The organism is Achromobacter sp. GD03932 (assembly GCF_029839485.1).
Taxonomy (GTDB): Bacteria; Pseudomonadota; Gammaproteobacteria; order Burkholderiales; family Burkholderiaceae_B; genus Achromobacter; species Achromobacter bronchisepticus_A.
In genome coordinates, this window is sequence record NZ_JAOCAT010000028.1 from 1 (window position 1) to 15,031 (window position 15,031).

General features: G+C 66.9%; 13 protein-coding genes. 6 read left to right on the forward strand and 7 right to left on the reverse strand.

The window, feature by feature from the left end:
* Window positions 1-6: 6 nt before the first annotated feature.
* From N5C88_RS23370 to cphA (N5C88_RS23390), 5 genes are all read right to left on the reverse strand, one after another.
* Window positions 7-345, reverse strand: coding sequence for a BON domain-containing protein (locus N5C88_RS23370; RefSeq protein WP_013392352.1), 339 nt, complete (start codon window positions 343-345; stop codon window positions 7-9).
* A gap of 69 nt (window positions 346-414) precedes the next feature.
* The gene (locus tag N5C88_RS23375) at window positions 415-579 is read right to left on the reverse strand and encodes a DUF1328 domain-containing protein (protein ID WP_006389411.1); all 165 of its coding nucleotides are present in this window, start codon (window positions 577-579) and stop codon (window positions 415-417) included.
* A 27-nt stretch (window positions 580-606) separates the two neighbouring features.
* Entirely contained in the window at window positions 607-807 is a 201-nt protein-coding gene (locus N5C88_RS23380; RefSeq protein WP_006389412.1) for a CsbD family protein, read from the reverse strand.
* A 594-nt stretch (window positions 808-1,401) separates the two neighbouring features.
* A complete protein-coding gene (cphA, locus tag N5C88_RS23385; protein WP_059374592.1) occupies window positions 1,402-3,972 on the reverse strand; it encodes a cyanophycin synthetase in 2,571 nt (856 codons plus the stop codon).
* 61 nt (window positions 3,973-4,033) lie between these two features.
* The gene (gene cphA / locus N5C88_RS23390) at window positions 4,034-6,649 is read right to left on the reverse strand and encodes a cyanophycin synthetase (protein WP_059374590.1); all 2,616 of its coding nucleotides are present in this window, start codon (window positions 6,647-6,649) and stop codon (window positions 4,034-4,036) included.
* A 262-nt stretch (window positions 6,650-6,911) separates the two neighbouring features.
* On the opposite strand from cphA (N5C88_RS23390), the gene N5C88_RS23395 reads away from it, so the two are divergent.
* Together N5C88_RS23395 and N5C88_RS23400 are read left to right on the forward strand one after the other, a co-directional pair.
* Window positions 6,912-9,197 carry an ABC transporter ATP-binding protein gene (locus tag N5C88_RS23395; protein ID WP_118934235.1) on the forward strand — a complete coding sequence of 762 codons (2,286 nt, stop codon included), beginning with the start codon at window positions 6,912-6,914 and terminating at the stop codon, window positions 9,195-9,197.
* Window positions 9,198-9,218: 21 nt separating this feature from the next.
* The gene (locus N5C88_RS23400; protein ID WP_059374585.1) at window positions 9,219-9,689 is read left to right on the forward strand and encodes a DUF1854 domain-containing protein; all 471 of its coding nucleotides are present in this window, start codon (window positions 9,219-9,221) and stop codon (window positions 9,687-9,689) included.
* Between the two features lie 3 nt (window positions 9,690-9,692).
* On the opposite strand, the gene N5C88_RS23405 is transcribed toward N5C88_RS23400, so the two are convergent.
* Window positions 9,693-10,829 (reverse strand): GNAT family N-acetyltransferase, encoded by a 1,137-nt coding sequence (locus N5C88_RS23405; protein WP_059374583.1) that lies wholly within the window; start codon window positions 10,827-10,829, stop codon window positions 9,693-9,695.
* Between the two features lie 99 nt (window positions 10,830-10,928).
* Between N5C88_RS23405 and N5C88_RS23410 the strand changes: the two genes are divergently transcribed.
* Genes N5C88_RS23410 through N5C88_RS23425 form a run of 4 tightly spaced genes read left to right on the forward strand, consistent with a single transcriptional unit; the run spans window position 10,929 to window position 14,533 of the window.
* Window positions 10,929-11,750 (forward strand): ferritin-like domain-containing protein, encoded by an 822-nt coding sequence (locus N5C88_RS23410; protein ID WP_251877306.1) that lies wholly within the window; start codon window positions 10,929-10,931, stop codon window positions 11,748-11,750.
* Window positions 11,751-11,759: 9 nt separating this feature from the next.
* Window positions 11,760-13,004, forward strand: a complete 1,245-nt coding sequence (locus tag N5C88_RS23415; RefSeq protein WP_280016330.1) for a lytic murein transglycosylase — start codon at window positions 11,760-11,762, stop codon at window positions 13,002-13,004.
* A 9-nt stretch (window positions 13,005-13,013) separates the two neighbouring features.
* The gene (locus tag N5C88_RS23420) at window positions 13,014-13,532 is read left to right on the forward strand and encodes a YidB family protein (RefSeq protein ID WP_276310570.1); all 519 of its coding nucleotides are present in this window, start codon (window positions 13,014-13,016) and stop codon (window positions 13,530-13,532) included.
* A gap of 20 nt (window positions 13,533-13,552) precedes the next feature.
* A complete protein-coding gene (locus N5C88_RS23425) occupies window positions 13,553-14,533 on the forward strand; it encodes a DUF4434 domain-containing protein (protein ID WP_280016331.1) in 981 nt (326 codons plus the stop codon).
* 30 nt (window positions 14,534-14,563) lie between these two features.
* Here the strand turns inward: N5C88_RS23425 and N5C88_RS23430 are convergent, their stop codons facing one another.
* On the reverse strand, window positions 14,564-14,914 hold the full coding sequence (locus N5C88_RS23430; RefSeq protein ID WP_059374579.1) for a hypothetical protein: 351 nt from the start codon (window positions 14,912-14,914) through the stop codon (window positions 14,564-14,566).
* Window positions 14,915-15,031: the final 117 nt, after the last annotated feature.

Here is a 15,031-nt window from a genome sequence, read left to right on the forward strand (position 1 = left end):
TTGGGGTTACTTCTTGTTCTTGGCCGGGTCGACCTTGATGTTGTTCATGACCTGCTTGACGCCTTCGACGCCGCGCGCCACGGTGGCGGCATGATCGGCTTCGGCTGCGGTGCCGACGGTACCCGTCAGCTTGGTGACGCCCGCATTGGTCTCCACGGCGATGTCCAGCGCGCTCAGCTGCTTGTCGGCCACGATGGCGGCCTTGACCTTGGTGGTCACGGTGGCGTCGGACGCGTACTCACCCACGGACTGTTTCGGCTTGCCGTCGTCGGCGGCAAAAGCCATGGAAGTGAAGACGGCGCCCGTGCCCAGTGCAGCGGCGGCGATCAGCTTGCGGAATTCCATAGTCATGCTCCTTGTTAGTGGTTCAGCGCGTCGGGACGCGAGGATGGGGTAGTGTCTTGGGTGCGAGTTCTATTTCTTGCGGAATGCGCCGCCGAGGATGGACAGCAGCGCCAGTACCAGAAAGACGAAGAACAGGATCTTGGCGATACCGGCAGCGCCGGCGGCGATGCCGCCGAAGCCCAGGACAGCCGCGATGATGGCGATGACGAAGAAAACTACGGCGTAATGCAACATGTCAGCTTCTCCTGGTGGTTTATCGGATCAAGGATTGCGGTCGAAGAAGTCACGGACTTCTTTTTCGGCCTGCTCCTTGGTCTTGCCGTAACGCTCCTGAATCAGGCCCGCCAGACGTTCGGCGTTGCCTTCGGTGCGGGTCAGCTCGTCATCGGTGAGCTCACCCCAGGCGGCCTTGGCCTTGCCCGTCAGTTGCTTCCATTTGCCAGCGATGATGTCGTTGTTCATGGTGACCTCTCCATTTGCTAGCGGCATCCGGTTTGCGGCCTGTAAACCGGGCTGTCGCGGTTGAGTGGGACACTGATCAGCTAGGGCCTGTCGGTTCAAGTGATTCCGTCCAGGCCATGCACTTACCGTACGGGTCCGCGGCATGGCCGTCAAACCTGGCTGTGGGCAAATGTAACGGCCCGGCGCCGGCGAAATGGCCCGGTTTCCGGCGGGTAGGGATTGCAGGCGCACTAGATCCCGTAGTTACATTCCGGCAATGTCTTGTCCCCTTTTGAGGGAGGCTGGTAACTGGATCTGCAAGGCTGGACGCGGGCATGCGCGCTTGGCTTGCCGGCGGGCGCGCCGGTATAGTGTCCGCGGAACCCGCAAGCAGGTTCGGCCACGGAATATGGAAAGAGGAACTCGCATGACGCAACGACTTTGCCGCGCAATCTTGCTGACGCTGGCCGCGATGGCCGCGCTCGGATGCACGCACGTGACGGACCGCTATCAGGCCGCCGCGCCCGTGGTGTCGTCCAGCAGTTGACCGGCGCGCGCTGACGCAAACGGGGCGCCCTTGGGCGCCCCGTTTGTACTTCAGGAACCGCGTGCGGCTCAGGCCTGCGCGATGCGGCGCGCGATGTGATCCAGCGCTTCTTCGACCTGGTCGACCAGGATCAGGCACAGGTCGCCTGCGCCCAGGCGCGCCAGCGCCGTGTCGATGGCGAGAAACTCGCCGTGGATCTCTTCGACGTGCTTGCTGCGCGTGGCGTTGGCCAGGCCTTGCTGCAACAGGGCCAGCACTTCGCCATCGGCGCGGCCGCGCTGGCACTGGTCCTGGTAGAGCAGCACGTCGTCGAAGGCTTCGCCGAGGATCTCGGTCTGCATCCGGATGTCTTCGTCGCGCCGGTCGCCCGCGCCGCTGATGACCACGGAGCGGCGCTTGGCCGGCATGGCGTCCACCGCGCGCACCAGGGCCAGGATGGCATCGGGATTGTGGCCGTAGTCGGCGATGACCGTGGCGCCGCGGTAATCGAACACGTTGAAGCGTCCGGGCGCGGTCTGGGCGTCATTGACGAAGCTGGCCAGGCCGCGGCGGATGATGTCCGTGTCCAGGCCCAGCGCCCAGGCAGCGGCGATCGACGCCATGGCGTTTTCCACCTGGAAGGTGATCGTGCCGTTACGCGTGAGCGGAATGGCGGCCAGCGGGTAGCGGGTTTCCTCGCCGCCCTGCGCGGTGACGATAGAGTCGCCGTCGCGGTAGACGCAGCGCAGGCCTTGGGCGCGATGCGTGGCCAGCACGGGATGATTGCGGTCTTCGGCGAAGTAGGTAATGGAGCCCGGGCAGCTCGCCGCCATTTCAGCCACGATGGGGTCGGCCGCGTTCAGCACCGCGGTGCCGGTGGGGTGCACGTGCTGCACGATTACGCGCTTGACCACGGCCAGGTCTTCGACCGTGCTGATGTAGCCCAGGCCCAGGTGGTCGCCCATGCCGATGTTGGTGACGATGGCCACGTTGCAGCGATCGAAGGCCAGGCCTTCGCGCAGGATGCCGCCGCGCGCGGTTTCGAACACGGCTGCGTCGACGTCCGGGTGCATGAGCACGCTGCGGGCGCTGCGCGGACCGCTGCAATCGCCGGTGTCGATGCGCAGGTTGTCGACATAGACGCCGTCGGAGTTGGTCATGCCGACACGGTTGCCGGCGACGCCCAGGATGTGGGCGGTCAGGCGCACCGTGGTGGTCTTGCCGTTGGTGCCGGCCACGGCCACGACCGGGATGCGGCCGTCGTCGCCGTCCGCGTACATGTTGGCGATGATGGCCTCGCCCACGGCGCGGCCCTTGCCGAAGGACGGATTCAAATGCATGCGCAGGCCGGGGGCGGCGTTCACTTCCACCACGCCGCCGTTCTGGTCTTCAAGCGGGTAGAGCACGCTTTCGGCGACCACGTCCACGCCGCAGATGTCCAGCCCGATCATGCGGGCCGCCGACACCGCGCGCGCGGCCATTTCCGGGTGCACTTCGTCGGTCACGTCGGTGGCCGAGCCGCCGGTGCTGAGGTTGGCGTTGTTGCGCAGGAAGATCAGGGTGCCGGACGGCGGCACGGAATCGGCCTCGAAGCCCTGCTTCTTGAGCGTGGCCAGGGCGATGTCGTCAAAGCGGATCTTGGTCAGCGAGGTGGCGTGGCCGTCGCCGCGCAGCGGATCGGCGTTGACCTGGTCCACCAGTTGACGGATGGTCTGCACCCCATCGCCCGTGACTTGCGGCGGATCGCGGCGCGAGGCCGCGACCAGTGCGCCGCCGACCACCAGCAGGCGGAAGTCGTGGCCGGGGATGTAGCGTTCGACGATGACTTCGGAGCTTATTTCCTCGGCCACTTCAAAGGCCTGGATCACGCGCTCGCGGGATTCGATGTTGACGGCGACGCCGCGTCCCTGGCTGCCGTCGCGCGGCTTGACCACGACCGGGCCGCCCAGTTCCTCGGCGGCGGCCCAGGCTTCTTCGGCGGTGGTCACCGAGCGGCCCATGGGCACCGGCACGCCGGCGGCGTCCAGCAGCATCTTGGTCAGGTCCTTGTCCTGTGCGATGGACTCGGAGATGGCGCTGGTCAGGTCGGTTTCGGCGGCCTGGATGCGGCGCTGCTTGCTGCCCCAGCCGAACTGCACCATGCTGCCCTGGGTCAGGCGGCGGTACGGGATGTTGCGGGCAGTGGCGGCGTTGACGATGGAGCCGGTGCTGGGTCCCAGGCGAACGTCTTCGTCGAGTTCGCGCAGGCGCTTCAAGGCGTCGGCGAGATCGAAGGGCGTGTCGTCCAGCGCGGCGCGCACCAGCACTTGCGCCAGTTCCATCGCCAGCTTGCCGACTTCTTCCTCGCTGTACTCGACCACCACCTGGAACACGCCAGGCTCGATGGTGGAGGCGGTGCGGCCGAACGTGACGGGGCAGCCGGCATGCGCCTGCATCGTCAGGGCCACGATCTGCAGCACGTGCGCGATGGAGACCGCGCCCTGATGGCCTTCCGGGCGCAGCAGCCCGGTCTGCGGCAGACGGGCGCGCAGGCGTGCTTCGAAATCAGGCAGGTTGTCGATGGAGCATTCGGCGTCGGCGCAGGAAACGATGGCCTCGATCGCGGTGTTCTTGCTCCACAGATTGGGGCCGCGCAGTGCTCGGATACGGGAAACTTCCATGGCAGGTATTCCTGTCTAGCTCACGCGCGCCCCGCTGGTGCAAGGGCGCGCGCAGATATTGTCAGTATTGCTGAATCCAGCGGCGGACCAGGTCGATGGTGGGACCGGAGAAGGCTTCGTCGGACTGCAGCAGGACGAAGTCGCCTGCGGCGATGGCGTCGAGCTGGCTCTGGATGGCCTTGCCGTGGTCGGGCTCGTCCTGGATGTCCTTGACGCGGGAACCTTGCGCCAGGCCCTGGCGCAACAGCGCGCGCGCTTCGCCTGCGGGACGCTTGCTGCGCACGGTCAGGTCGTCGTAGAGCACCACGCGGTCGAACGCGTCGCCCAGCAGCTTGCCCTGTTCGATCAGGTCCGCGTCGCGGCGGTCGGCGCCGGCCGAATAGACGGCGGCGCGCGTGGTCGACGGGAACTGGTCGATGGCGGCGATCAGGGGGCGCAGCGCCGAGGCGTTGTGCACGTCGTCGACCACCACGGTGCTGCCGTTGCGTTCGAACAGCGTGAACTGCCAGGGAGCGTCGGCCTGGTCGATGTCGAAGGTTTCGATGCCGGCGCGGATCAGCTCCACGGGAATGTCCAGCGCCCAGGCCGCGCCCACCGCGGCCAGCACGTTCTCGACCTGGAAGGCGACGCGCCCGCCATGGGTCAGCGGGATCGAAGCCACGGTGGCCAGGCGTTCCTCGCGGGTGCCTTGCGCCAGCACGATGCCGCCGTCGCGCACGAATACGGCGCGGCCGTCTTGTTGCAGGTGGGCGGTGATGGCGGGCAGGGCGGGATCGATACCGAAGAAGATCACGGCGCCGTCGGATAGCTCGGCCATTTCCACCACGCGCGGATCGCGCGCGTTCAGCACGGTGGAGCCGCCGGGCAGCACCACGTCCACCTGCGTGCGGAACACATTGAACATGCGCTCCGTTTCATTGATGTCGAAGTCGCCGAGATGGTCGGCGTCGTCGATGTTGGTGACCACGCCCACCTGGCAGCGGTCATAGGCCAGGCCCTGGCCCAGGATCACGCCGCTGTCGTTCTCGATGACGGCGGCATCCACGTTGCGGTTCATCAGCAGGCGCGTACCGGAAGCGAAATCGGCGCGGTCGCCCTTTTGCACCAGGCGGCGGTCCAGGTACAGGCCTTCGCTGCAGGCCAGGCCGGTGCGCTTGCCGGACAGGCTCAGCAGGCGGGCAACCAGGCGCGCCACCACGGTCTTGCCATTGGTGCCGGTCACGCCCACGATGGGGATGCGGCCTGCATCGCCTTCAGGGAACAGGTGGTCGACGATGGCGCGGCCCACCGGGCGCGGCGTGCCGTCGGCCGGCTTCAGGTGCATCAGCAGGCCCGGGCCGGCATTGACTTCGACGATGGCGCCGCGCTGTTCGTCCAGCGGGCGCGAGATGTCCTCGGCCACCAGGTCCACGCCGGCGATGTCGAGGCCGACGATGCGCGCGGCCAGGGTCACGGTGGCGGCGATGCTGGGGTGCACGCGGTCGGTGACGTCGAAGGCGACGTTGCCGCTGCGCTGCACCAGCACGCGCTGGCCTTCGGGCGGAACGCTGTCTTCCGACAGGCCCTGGCGCGCGATTTCCAGCCGCGCGGCGGAATCGAGGCGCACCGGGTTCAGCGGGTGGTTCTCGGTGCGGCCGCGGCGCGGGTCGGTATTGATCTGGCTGTCGATGAGTTCGGTGATGGTGGACTTGCCGTCGCCCGTCACCCAGGCCGGTTCGCCGGCGGCGGCGGCCACCATGCGGTTGCCCACGACCAGCAGGCGGTGTTCGTTGCCCAGCACGAAGCGTTCGACGATCACGCCGCTGCCTTCGTCCACGGCCACGCGGTAGGCCGACACCACTTCCTCGCGCGTGGTCAGGTTGGTGAACACGCCGCGGCCGTGGTTGCCGTCATAGGGCTTCACGACCACCGGCAGGCCGATGTCCTCGGCCGCTTCCCAGGCGTCGTCCTCGCTGCGCACGAGGCGGCCTTCGGGCACGGGCACGCCGCAGGTCGACAGCAGTTCCTTGGTCAGGTCCTTGTCGCGCGAAATGCCTTCGGCGATGGCGCTGGTGCGGTCGGTCTCGGCCGTCCAGATGCGGCGCTGGGCCGAGCCGTAGCCGAACTGCACGAGGTTGCCCTCGAACAGGCGGATGTAGGGAATGTCGCGGTCGTCGGCGGCATCCACGATGCAGGCGGTGCTGGGGCCGAGACAGTGCTTGTCGATCAGGCTGCGCAGCTTGGCGATGGCGGCGGGCACGTCGAAGGGGCGGTCTTCGATGGCGGCCATGACCAGGTCGCGGGCTTCGTTCAGGGCGGTGCGGGTGACCTGTTCCTGCCAGGCGCGCACCACCACCTTGTAGACGCCGCGGGTGGAGGTTTCCCGGGCCTTGCCGAAACCGCCGCGCAAGCCGGCCAGGTTCTGCAGTTCCAGGGTGACATGCTCAAGTATGTGGCCGGGCCAGGTGCCTTCCTTCAGGCGCGACAGGAAACCGCCCCGGACCCCCGGGCTGCAGCGGTGCTCGATCAGCGTCGGCAGCCATTCCGTCAGGCGTTCGTAAAAGCCGGGGATGGTGTTGGAGGGGTAGTCCTCCAGTTCACCGATATCCACCCACGCTTCGAGTACCGGACGGTACGTCCAAATGTTCGGGCCGCGCAAAGCCACGACATCGAGAAATTCAATGTCTTTCTTTTTCATGTTTTAATTTACGAGAGAAGCAGGTTGGCACGCGCGGACGCCCCTATGCAAGACCGCGAATTTATTGGGGTTGCGCCTTTAGAATAATGCCAACGAGTGGGGGATCCCAGATATTCCTAATTAGAAAAATCGGCTGCTACTATACGACGCCTTCAAGGCGTGAAATCGTTATGTTGTAAGGAAGGGACACGTTTGCCGCCAGTCCAGGTTGCGAACCGGTTGCCGCCTAGTAGGGCAGAGTCCTGGCCCGGTATGCGTTCCAATGAAAAAACCAAACCTGCTTTCCGGCCTTGCCGAAGCCTTTCCTGCCCGCTGGCGCGATGAAATCAGCGCCGAACTGGCGGACGGCGAAACCTTGTTGGCCTGGGTTGAAATAGACCTGGATCAGCGCCTGAAGTTCCGTCCGGGGCTGATCGCCGCCACCGACCGCCGGCTGCTGGCCCGCCATCCCGACGAACCGCGCTGGGAATCCTGGGCATACGGCCCCCAATTAAAGCTGAGCCTGACCGACCACGCCGGCGCCGCGCTGCTGGAATTGCACGACGATGGCTCCCGCCTGGGCGCGTGGCGTTTTACGCTGGCGCGCAATCCGGCCGCGTTGAAGCTGCTGGCGCAGTTCGAGACCCAGCAGGCCATCCGTTTGTCGGGCCATCAGGACGAGGAACTGGCGGAGCGCACCTGCACCGTCTGTAATAACGTCATTCCGGCGGGCGAGGAAGAATGCCCGACCTGCAACCAGGAACAGGCGGCGCCATCTACCACTTGGGCGCTGCTGCGCCTGTGGCGTTTCGCCCGCCCTTACCGCGGGCCGCTGCTGGCGGGTTTCGTGCTGACCCTGCTGGGCACGGCCGCCACCCTGGTGCCGCCGTACCTGACCATGCCGCTGATGGATGACGTGCTGATTCCGTTCCAGAACGGCGCGCCCATCGATTACGACAAGGTCCGCCTCTATCTGGGCGGGCTGCTGGCCTCGGCTTTCCTGGCCTGGGGCCTGGGCTGGGCCCGGACCTACATCCTGGCCTGGGTCAGCGAGCGCATCGGCGCGGACCTGCGCACCACCACTTATGAGCACCTGCAGCAGTTGTCGCTGGAGTATTTCGGCGGCAAGCGCACCGGGGACCTGATTTCCCGCATCGGCAGCGAAACCGACCGCATCTGCGTGTTCCTGTCGCTGCATTTGCTGGACTTCGCCAACGACATCCTGATGATCTGCATGACCGCGGTCATCCTGGTGTCCATCAATCCGTGGCTGGCTCTGGTCACGCTGGTGCCGCTGCCGTTCATCATCTGGATGATCCACGCGGTGCGCGACCGCCTGCGCCATGGCTTCGAAAAGGTCGACCGCATCTGGTCGGAGATCACCAACGTCCTGGCCGACACCATCCCGGGCATCCGCGTGGTCAAGGCTTTCGCGCAGGAAAAGCGCGAAGTGGCGCGTTTCCGCGAAGCCAACAACCGCAACCTGGAAGTCAACGACCGCGTGAACACCACCTGGTCGCTGTTCTCGCCCACGGTCACGCTGCTGACCGAAGTGGGCCTGCTGGTGGTGTGGATCTTCGGCATCTGGCAGGTGTCGCAGAAGCAGATCACCGTCGGCGTGCTGGCCGCCTTCCTGGCCTATATCGGGCGCTTCTACATGCGCCTGGATTCGATGAGCCGTATCGTCTCGGTCACGCAGAAAGCGGCTGCCGGCGCCAAGCGCATCTTCGATATCCTGGACCATGTCTCCAGCGTGCCGGAACCGCAGAATCCCGCCAAGCTGCCGCATATCAACGGCCGCATCGAGTTGCGCGACGTGGGCTTCCGCTACGGCAACCGCCAGGTTATCCGCGGCTTGAACCTGAACATCGCGCCGGGCGAGATGATCGGCCTGGTGGGTCACAGCGGCTCGGGCAAGAGCACCTTGATCAACCTGATCTGCCGCTTCTACGACGTGTCCGAAGGGGCGGTGCTGGTGGACGGCGCCGATATCCGTTCGGTGCGCGTGGCGGACTACCGCCGCAACATCGGGCTGGTGCTGCAGGAGCCGTTCCTGTTCTTCGGCACCATCGCCGAGAACATCGCCTACGGCAAGCCGGACGCCACCCGCGACGAAATCGTGGCGGCGGCGCGCGCCGCGCATGCGCATGAATTCATTCTGCGGCTGCCGCACGGCTACGACTCGCTGGTCGGCGAACGCGGCCAGGCCCTGTCCGGCGGCGAGCGCCAGCGCATCTCGATCGCGCGCGCGCTGCTGATCGATCCGCGCATCCTGATCCTGGACGAGGCCACCTCGTCGGTGGACACCACCACCGAAAAGGAAATCCAGAAGGCGCTGGACAACCTGGTGCGCGGCCGCACCACGATCGCCATCGCCCACCGCCTGAGCACCTTGCGCAAGGCTGACCGCCTGGTGGTGCTGGACCGCGGCCAGATCGTGGAGCAGGGCCCGCACGAAGAACTGATGGCTCGCGAGGGCGCCTACTACCGTCTGTACCAGGCGCAGGCGCGCCAGGCCGAGGCCGACGCGCAGGCGTCGGGCAGCGAAGACATGGCCGCCGTGGCCTGACGCGGAACCGGAATTATCGTCATGACCTTGCCGTCTTTTCAGCTGCGCCGCAATGCCTTCGGGCGCCTGGAGTTCCAGTCCGCCGATGGCCAGAACCACGAGGGCGTGCTGCCCGTGCGCGCCTTTCCCATCAGCGAACCTGGCCGCGGCCTGTCGCTCGTGACGGTGGACGGGCGCGAACTGCTCTGGATCGAGCACCTGTCCGACGTGCCGTCTCCGCAGCGCGAGTTGATCGAGGAAGAACTGGCGAGCCGGGAGTTCATGCCCGAGATCCGCAAGCTGGCCAGCGTCTCCACCTTTGCCACCCCCAGCACCTGGCAGGTCGATACCGACCGCGGCCCCACCTCGTTCACGCTGCGCGGCGAAGAGGACATCCGCCGCCTCAGTCCGCAGACCCTGTTGATCGCCGACAGCCACGGCATCTTCTATCTGGTGCGCGACATCCAGTCGCTGGACAAGCACAGCCGCAAGCTGCTGGACCGCTTCCTCTAGCCCTTAGCCTTCCCGTGGCCGCTTGAACGGGGAGTGCGTTTCCAGCTCTCCCAGATAATCCGTCACCGCCGCGGTTTCCTCGTCCAGGAAGTTCTGGATCGCGTCCGCGAAGCCGGGATGCGCGACCCAGTGCGCCGACCAGGTGGGCGTGGGCAGCAGCCCGCGCGCCATCTTGTGTTCGCCTTGCGCGCCGCCCTCGAAGCGCGCGATGCCGTGGACGATGCAATAGGCGATGGACTGCATGTAGCAGGTCTCGAAGTGCAGCCCCGGAACGTATTCGGTCGCACCCCAGTAACGCCCATACAGCGCGTCGCCGCCCGCCAGGTTGAGCGCGGCGGCCACCGGCTGGCCGTCGCGCTCTGCCAGGATCAGCACGAAGGCCTCGGGCTGTTCGCGGTACGCGCGGCGGAAGAATTCGTGGTTCAGGTAGGGCGGATTGCCATGGCTGAAGTAGGTGCGGCAATAGCATTCGTAGAAGAAGTCCAGCTCGGTCTCGCCGATTTCCGCGCCGCGCAGCCAGCGGTACGACAGCCCGGCGGCCGCGACCTTCTTGCGATCCTGGCGGATCTTCTTGCGCTTGTCGTGGCTCATCGTGGCCAGAAAGGCGTCGAAGTCCGCGTAGCCCGGATTGGTCCAGTGGAACTGCACGCTTTCGCGGATCATGAAGCCGGCCTCGCGCAGCGCACGCATGTCGGCCTCGGCAGGGAACAGCAGGTGCAGCGACGACACCTTGATCTCTTCGGCGAAGGCGACCAGCCCGCGCACCAGCGTGGCGCGATCCTCATCGTTGCCGGCCAGCAGCCTGGGACCGGTGACCGGGGTGAACGGAATGGCCGACAGCAGCTTGGGGTAGTAGCGCAGCCCGTGGCGCTGGAAGGCGTCGGCCCAGGCGTAGTCGAATACATACTCGCCGCGCGAATGGGATTTCAGGTACAGCGGTGCAGCGGCGGCCAACGCATCGTCGCGCCACAGCGCCAGGTAATGCGGAGCCCATCCGGTCTGAGGCGCGGCGCAGCCGGTCTCGTGCAGCGCGCGCAGGAACGCATGGCGCAGAAAGGGCTGGTCGCCTGCCAGCGCGTCCCATTGCTGGGCGTCGATGCGGGACAGGTCGGTCTCTATGGTCAGGCGCAGGGAATCCATGGGTGAATGATAAAGTCTCCGTGTATGCGCGCGGCCTGCGGCCACGGCGCTTTCAAGGGATTTCGGGTGGGCGCGAGGCCGCCCGGCACAGAGAAGCATATGGATAGCAACACGACGCCCGCCGCGGCCGGGCATCGCCAGGATTGCCTGCGCGGGCAGGCGCTGGCGGCCCTGGCCGCGACGGCCTGGCAGGACAAGCTGGCGGCAGTGCGCGCCATGTCGGATGAGGCGGCGCTGGACTGCGAGCGGACATACACGCCCACGGCTGGACTGCCGGGCCGTCCTGCCCGGCCCGAGCTGGTGGCTCCCGCCCAGGTCAAGCAGCGTTCCATGGCCACCGAGGAAGGGCGCGCGGCGCTGCTGCACGCGCTGGCGCACATCGAATTCAATGCCATCAACCTGGCGCTGGACATCATGTGGCGCTTTGCCGGCATGCCTCAAGCCTTCTACCTCGACTGGCTGCGCGTGGCGCGCGAAGAGGCCTATCACTTCGATCTGCTCAGGCAGCGCCTGGCCGCCATGGGGTGCGCCTATGGCGACTTCCCCGCCCACAACGGCCTGTGGGACATGGCGCAGCGCACGCAAGAGGATCTGCTGGCCCGCCTGGCCCTGGTGCCGCGCACGCTGGAGGCGCGCGGCCTGGACGCTTCTCCCGCGATCCGCGCCAAGCTGGCGGGAGCGGGCGACGCGGAAAGCGCCGCCATCGTCGACATCATCCTGGCCGACGAGATCGGCCACGTGGCCATCGGCAATCATTGGTACAAGCAGCTGTGCGCGCAGGCGGGCAAGGATCCCGTGTCCTGCTATGCCGAACTGGCGCAGCGTTACGACGCGCCCCGGCTGCGCGGCCCCTTCAACCTGGAGGCGCGCCGCGCCGCCGGATTCGACGACGCCGAGCTTGCCGCGCTGCAGGCCGGTTGATTGGAAAACATGAGCACCGACACTTTCATCAAAGCGCTGCGGACCCGCTGCTTGCGTCCACTGAACATCTTCTTGACGGGAGGCGCGCTCATTTCGCTGGCGCCCGCCGCATCGGCCGCCGACGCGTTCGCGGCCTGCCTCGCGCAATTGCGCGGCCCGGCGCTTAAGGCCGGCGTGTCGGGCGCTACCTTCGACACCCAGACGGCGGGGCTCGCGCCCGACATGACGGTGCTGGATCTGCTGGACGCCCAGCCGGAATTCAAGACGCCCATCTGGGACTACATGGCGGCCCTGGTCGACGATGAGCGCGTGGCCGACGGCCAAGCCGGCATGGCGCGCTGGCAGTCCGACCTGGACCGCGCCGCGTCGCGCTACGGCGTGGACGCGGCCACCATAGCCGCGGTGTGGGGCGTGGAAAGCAACTACGGCCGCACGCTGGGCGGCCGGCCCCTGCTGACGTCGCTGTCCACGCTGTCCTGCTTCGGCCGGCGCCAGGCCTATTTCCGCGGCGAGTTCTTTGCCACGCTGAAGATCATCCAGGACGAGCACATCGCGCCAGAACGTTTGACCGGCTCCTGGGCGGGCGCCTTCGGCCAGACCCAGTTCATGCCCTCGACGTACTTGCGGCTGGCGGTGGACTTCGATGGCGACGGCCGCCGCGACCTGGTCGACAGCGTGCCGGACGCGCTGGCATCGACGGCCAACTTTCTGAAGCGGGCGGGCTGGAACAGCGCGCTGCAATGGGGCTATGAAGTCCGCCTGCCGGCGGGCCTGGATACCGCGGGCGCGGGCCGCAAGAACAAGCGCGCCATGTCGTATTGGGCGGGGCGGGGCGTGACGCGCGCCGATGGTCAGCCGCTGCCCGCGGGCGACACGCCGGCGGGCCTGCTGCTGCTGGCTGGCAGCAAAGGTCCCGCCTTCCTGGTCACGCGCAACTTCGACGCCCTGTATTCCTACAACGCCGCGGAAAGCTATGCGTTGGCCATCGCCCACCTGTCCGACAGACTGCGCGGCGGCGGTCCGCTGGCGCAGCCCTGGCCGACCGACGATCCGGGCCTGTCGCGCGCGCAGCGGCGGGAATTGCAGCGGCTGCTGATTGCCCGGGGCTATGAGATCGGCGAACCCGATGGCATGATCGGCGCCCGTACCCGGCAAGCCCTGCAGACGGTGCAGCGCGAACTGGGCCTGCGGCCGGACGGCCGCGCCGGCCTGAAGTCCTTGCAGGCCCTGCAGGCAGGAAAAACCGCCAACTGACGGGTCGGAATCGATAAGCTTTGTAAAGATGCCGGGTGTCATCCATCGGATGACAGGCAGGGCGGCAGGCATGGGCCTATACTGAATCTCCGTTTTTTCAGGAGCACGATGATGAGCCTATTGGATACCTTGGCCTCGATGGCCGGCGGCGGTCAGCAAGGGGGCTCGGCTTCGCTGCTGCCCGCGCTGATCGAGCAACTGAACAAGTACCCGGGCGGCCTGACCGGCCTGATCGCCAGCTTCCAGAAGGGCGGCTTGAGCGAGATCGTAGCCTCGTGGGTGGGCACCGGCCAGAACATGCCGGTCAGCGCCGATCAGCTTGGTTCCGTGCTGGACCCTGGCGTCGTCAACGAACTGGCCGCCAAGACCGGCCAGGACACGGACTCCGTGCTGGGTTCGCTGTCCTCGCTGCTGCCGCAGCTGGTGGACAAGGCGACGCCCAACGGCGAGGTCCAGGGCGAACAGCAATTCAACCCGGCCGACCTGCTGGCGTCCTTGTCCGGCATCTTCGGCAACCGCGCAGGATAAGTCCTATCGCCAGGCAGCCCATGCAGGCTTCTGCGCCTGCTTCCACCGGCCGGCGGCGTCTGTTGCAGCGCCTGGGCGCGGCGGCGCTGGCCGCCAGCCTGCCCGCCTGCGCGCCGGCCTGGTCGGTGCAAAGTACCTTCTGGCAGCTTTGGCCCAGCCATCTGGAATTGAGTCCAGAGGCCTGGCGCGAACGCATCGGCGCCATGCATGCGCTGGGATTCCGCGAGATCATCATCCAGTGGGTAGGCGCCAGTGGCGGGGCGCAGCCCTGGCAACTGCCCGCGCCCACGCTGGCGCTGATCTTCGACGAGGCCGAGCGCCTGGGCATGGGGCTGCAACTGGGCCTGCCCTACGACGAGCGCTGGTGGCGACAGCTTGGCAATCCGGATGACGCGGCGCTGGCCGAATTCCTGCAAGCCGCGCAGACGCAGGCGCTGGCCTATGCGCGGGCGTCGAACGCGACCGGGCTGGCGGCGTTTCGCGGCTGGTACATCCCCTACGAGATCGAGCAGCACAGTTGGGCCGCGCCCGGCCGCCAGGCGCGGTTGGCGCAATGGCTGCGCGAGCTGTCCGATCCGCTTGCGCAACAGACGGGACGCGCGCCCGCCATTTCCACCTATCACAGCAAATTGCCAGGAGCGCTGAGCCTGGCCGACCTGTGGAACGGATTGTTGGATGTTGCCAAGCTGAGGCCCATGGTCCAGGACGGAGTGGGCGTGTCCGGCATGGCGGCGTATGAGGCGCTGGAGCCCCTGCATCGCATGCTGCTGGCGCGGCGCGCGCCATTCGACCTGATCGTCGAATTGTTCGAGGAACTGCCGTCCGAACGCCAGGACGGCACCACCTTCAATGCCCGCTCCGCCGATGCGGCGCGCGTGCGCCGGCAGTTGCGCATCGCGCGGCGCTACCGCGCGCAAAGCGTGGTCGCCTTTGCGGCGGACCCCTGGCTGATCGGGCCTACGCCCGAGGCCGAGCGCTTGCGGCGCGAATGGCCGCTCTAGGCGGCCGTTTAGCGGTCGGGAAGGGAAGGGTCAGCGCGGTTGCGCCGCGGCCATGGCCTTGAGCTGCGCGCAGGTCTTTTCCTTGTCGGCCGCGCTCAGCGTGCCCAGTTGCACCTTGGCTTGGCTGTAGGACTTCGAAAAAGCGGCGTCGAAGTCCGCAGCGGACATGCCCTGGGCGCTGGTCGCGGTCTTCTGTTGTTGCTTCATCTGTTCGAGCTGCGCTGCCGTGTAGGCGCCGCAGTATTCGGCGGCGGCATGCATCTGGCCGCTCACGGCCGCCAGGTTGGGCATCTGGCCCGGCATGGTCTGCTGGGCAAGGGCGGCGCTGCTGGCCAGGGTCAGGGCGACGGTCGTCAGGGCGATACGGGCTTGTTTGAACATCGGCAATTCAATCTCCAACGCGGTGAGGGATGGGGTTTGCACGCCTGGCGATCGCGCTGCCTGCGTGGCGCGGAGCACTATGCCCGAATCATTGTTATAGGCTTATGAATCGATGTA

Coding starts and splice junctions, on each gene's coding strand:
- N5C88_RS23370 (WP_013392352.1), bottom strand. CDS start 345: ATGGAATTCCGCAAGCTGATCGCCGCCGCTGCACTGGGCACGGGCGCC.
- N5C88_RS23375 (WP_006389411.1), bottom strand. CDS start 579: ATGTTGCATTACGCCGTAGTTTTCTTCGTCATCGCCATCATCGCGGCT.
- N5C88_RS23380 (WP_006389412.1), bottom strand. CDS start 807: ATGAACAACGACATCATCGCTGGCAAATGGAAGCAACTGACGGGCAAG.
- cphA (WP_059374592.1), bottom strand. CDS start 3,972: ATGGAAGTTTCCCGTATCCGAGCACTGCGCGGCCCCAATCTGTGGAGC.
- cphA (WP_059374590.1), bottom strand. CDS start 6,649: ATGAAAAAGAAAGACATTGAATTTCTCGATGTCGTGGCTTTGCGCGGC.
- N5C88_RS23395 (WP_118934235.1), top strand. CDS start 6,912: ATGAAAAAACCAAACCTGCTTTCCGGCCTTGCCGAAGCCTTTCCTGCC.
- N5C88_RS23400 (WP_059374585.1), top strand. CDS start 9,219: ATGACCTTGCCGTCTTTTCAGCTGCGCCGCAATGCCTTCGGGCGCCTG.
- N5C88_RS23405 (WP_059374583.1), bottom strand. CDS start 10,829: ATGGATTCCCTGCGCCTGACCATAGAGACCGACCTGTCCCGCATCGAC.
- N5C88_RS23410 (WP_251877306.1), top strand. CDS start 10,929: ATGGATAGCAACACGACGCCCGCCGCGGCCGGGCATCGCCAGGATTGC.
- N5C88_RS23415 (WP_280016330.1), top strand. CDS start 11,760: ATGAGCACCGACACTTTCATCAAAGCGCTGCGGACCCGCTGCTTGCGT.
- N5C88_RS23425 (WP_280016331.1), top strand. CDS start 13,553: ATGCAGGCTTCTGCGCCTGCTTCCACCGGCCGGCGGCGTCTGTTGCAG.
- N5C88_RS23430 (WP_059374579.1), bottom strand. CDS start 14,914: ATGTTCAAACAAGCCCGTATCGCCCTGACGACCGTCGCCCTGACCCTG.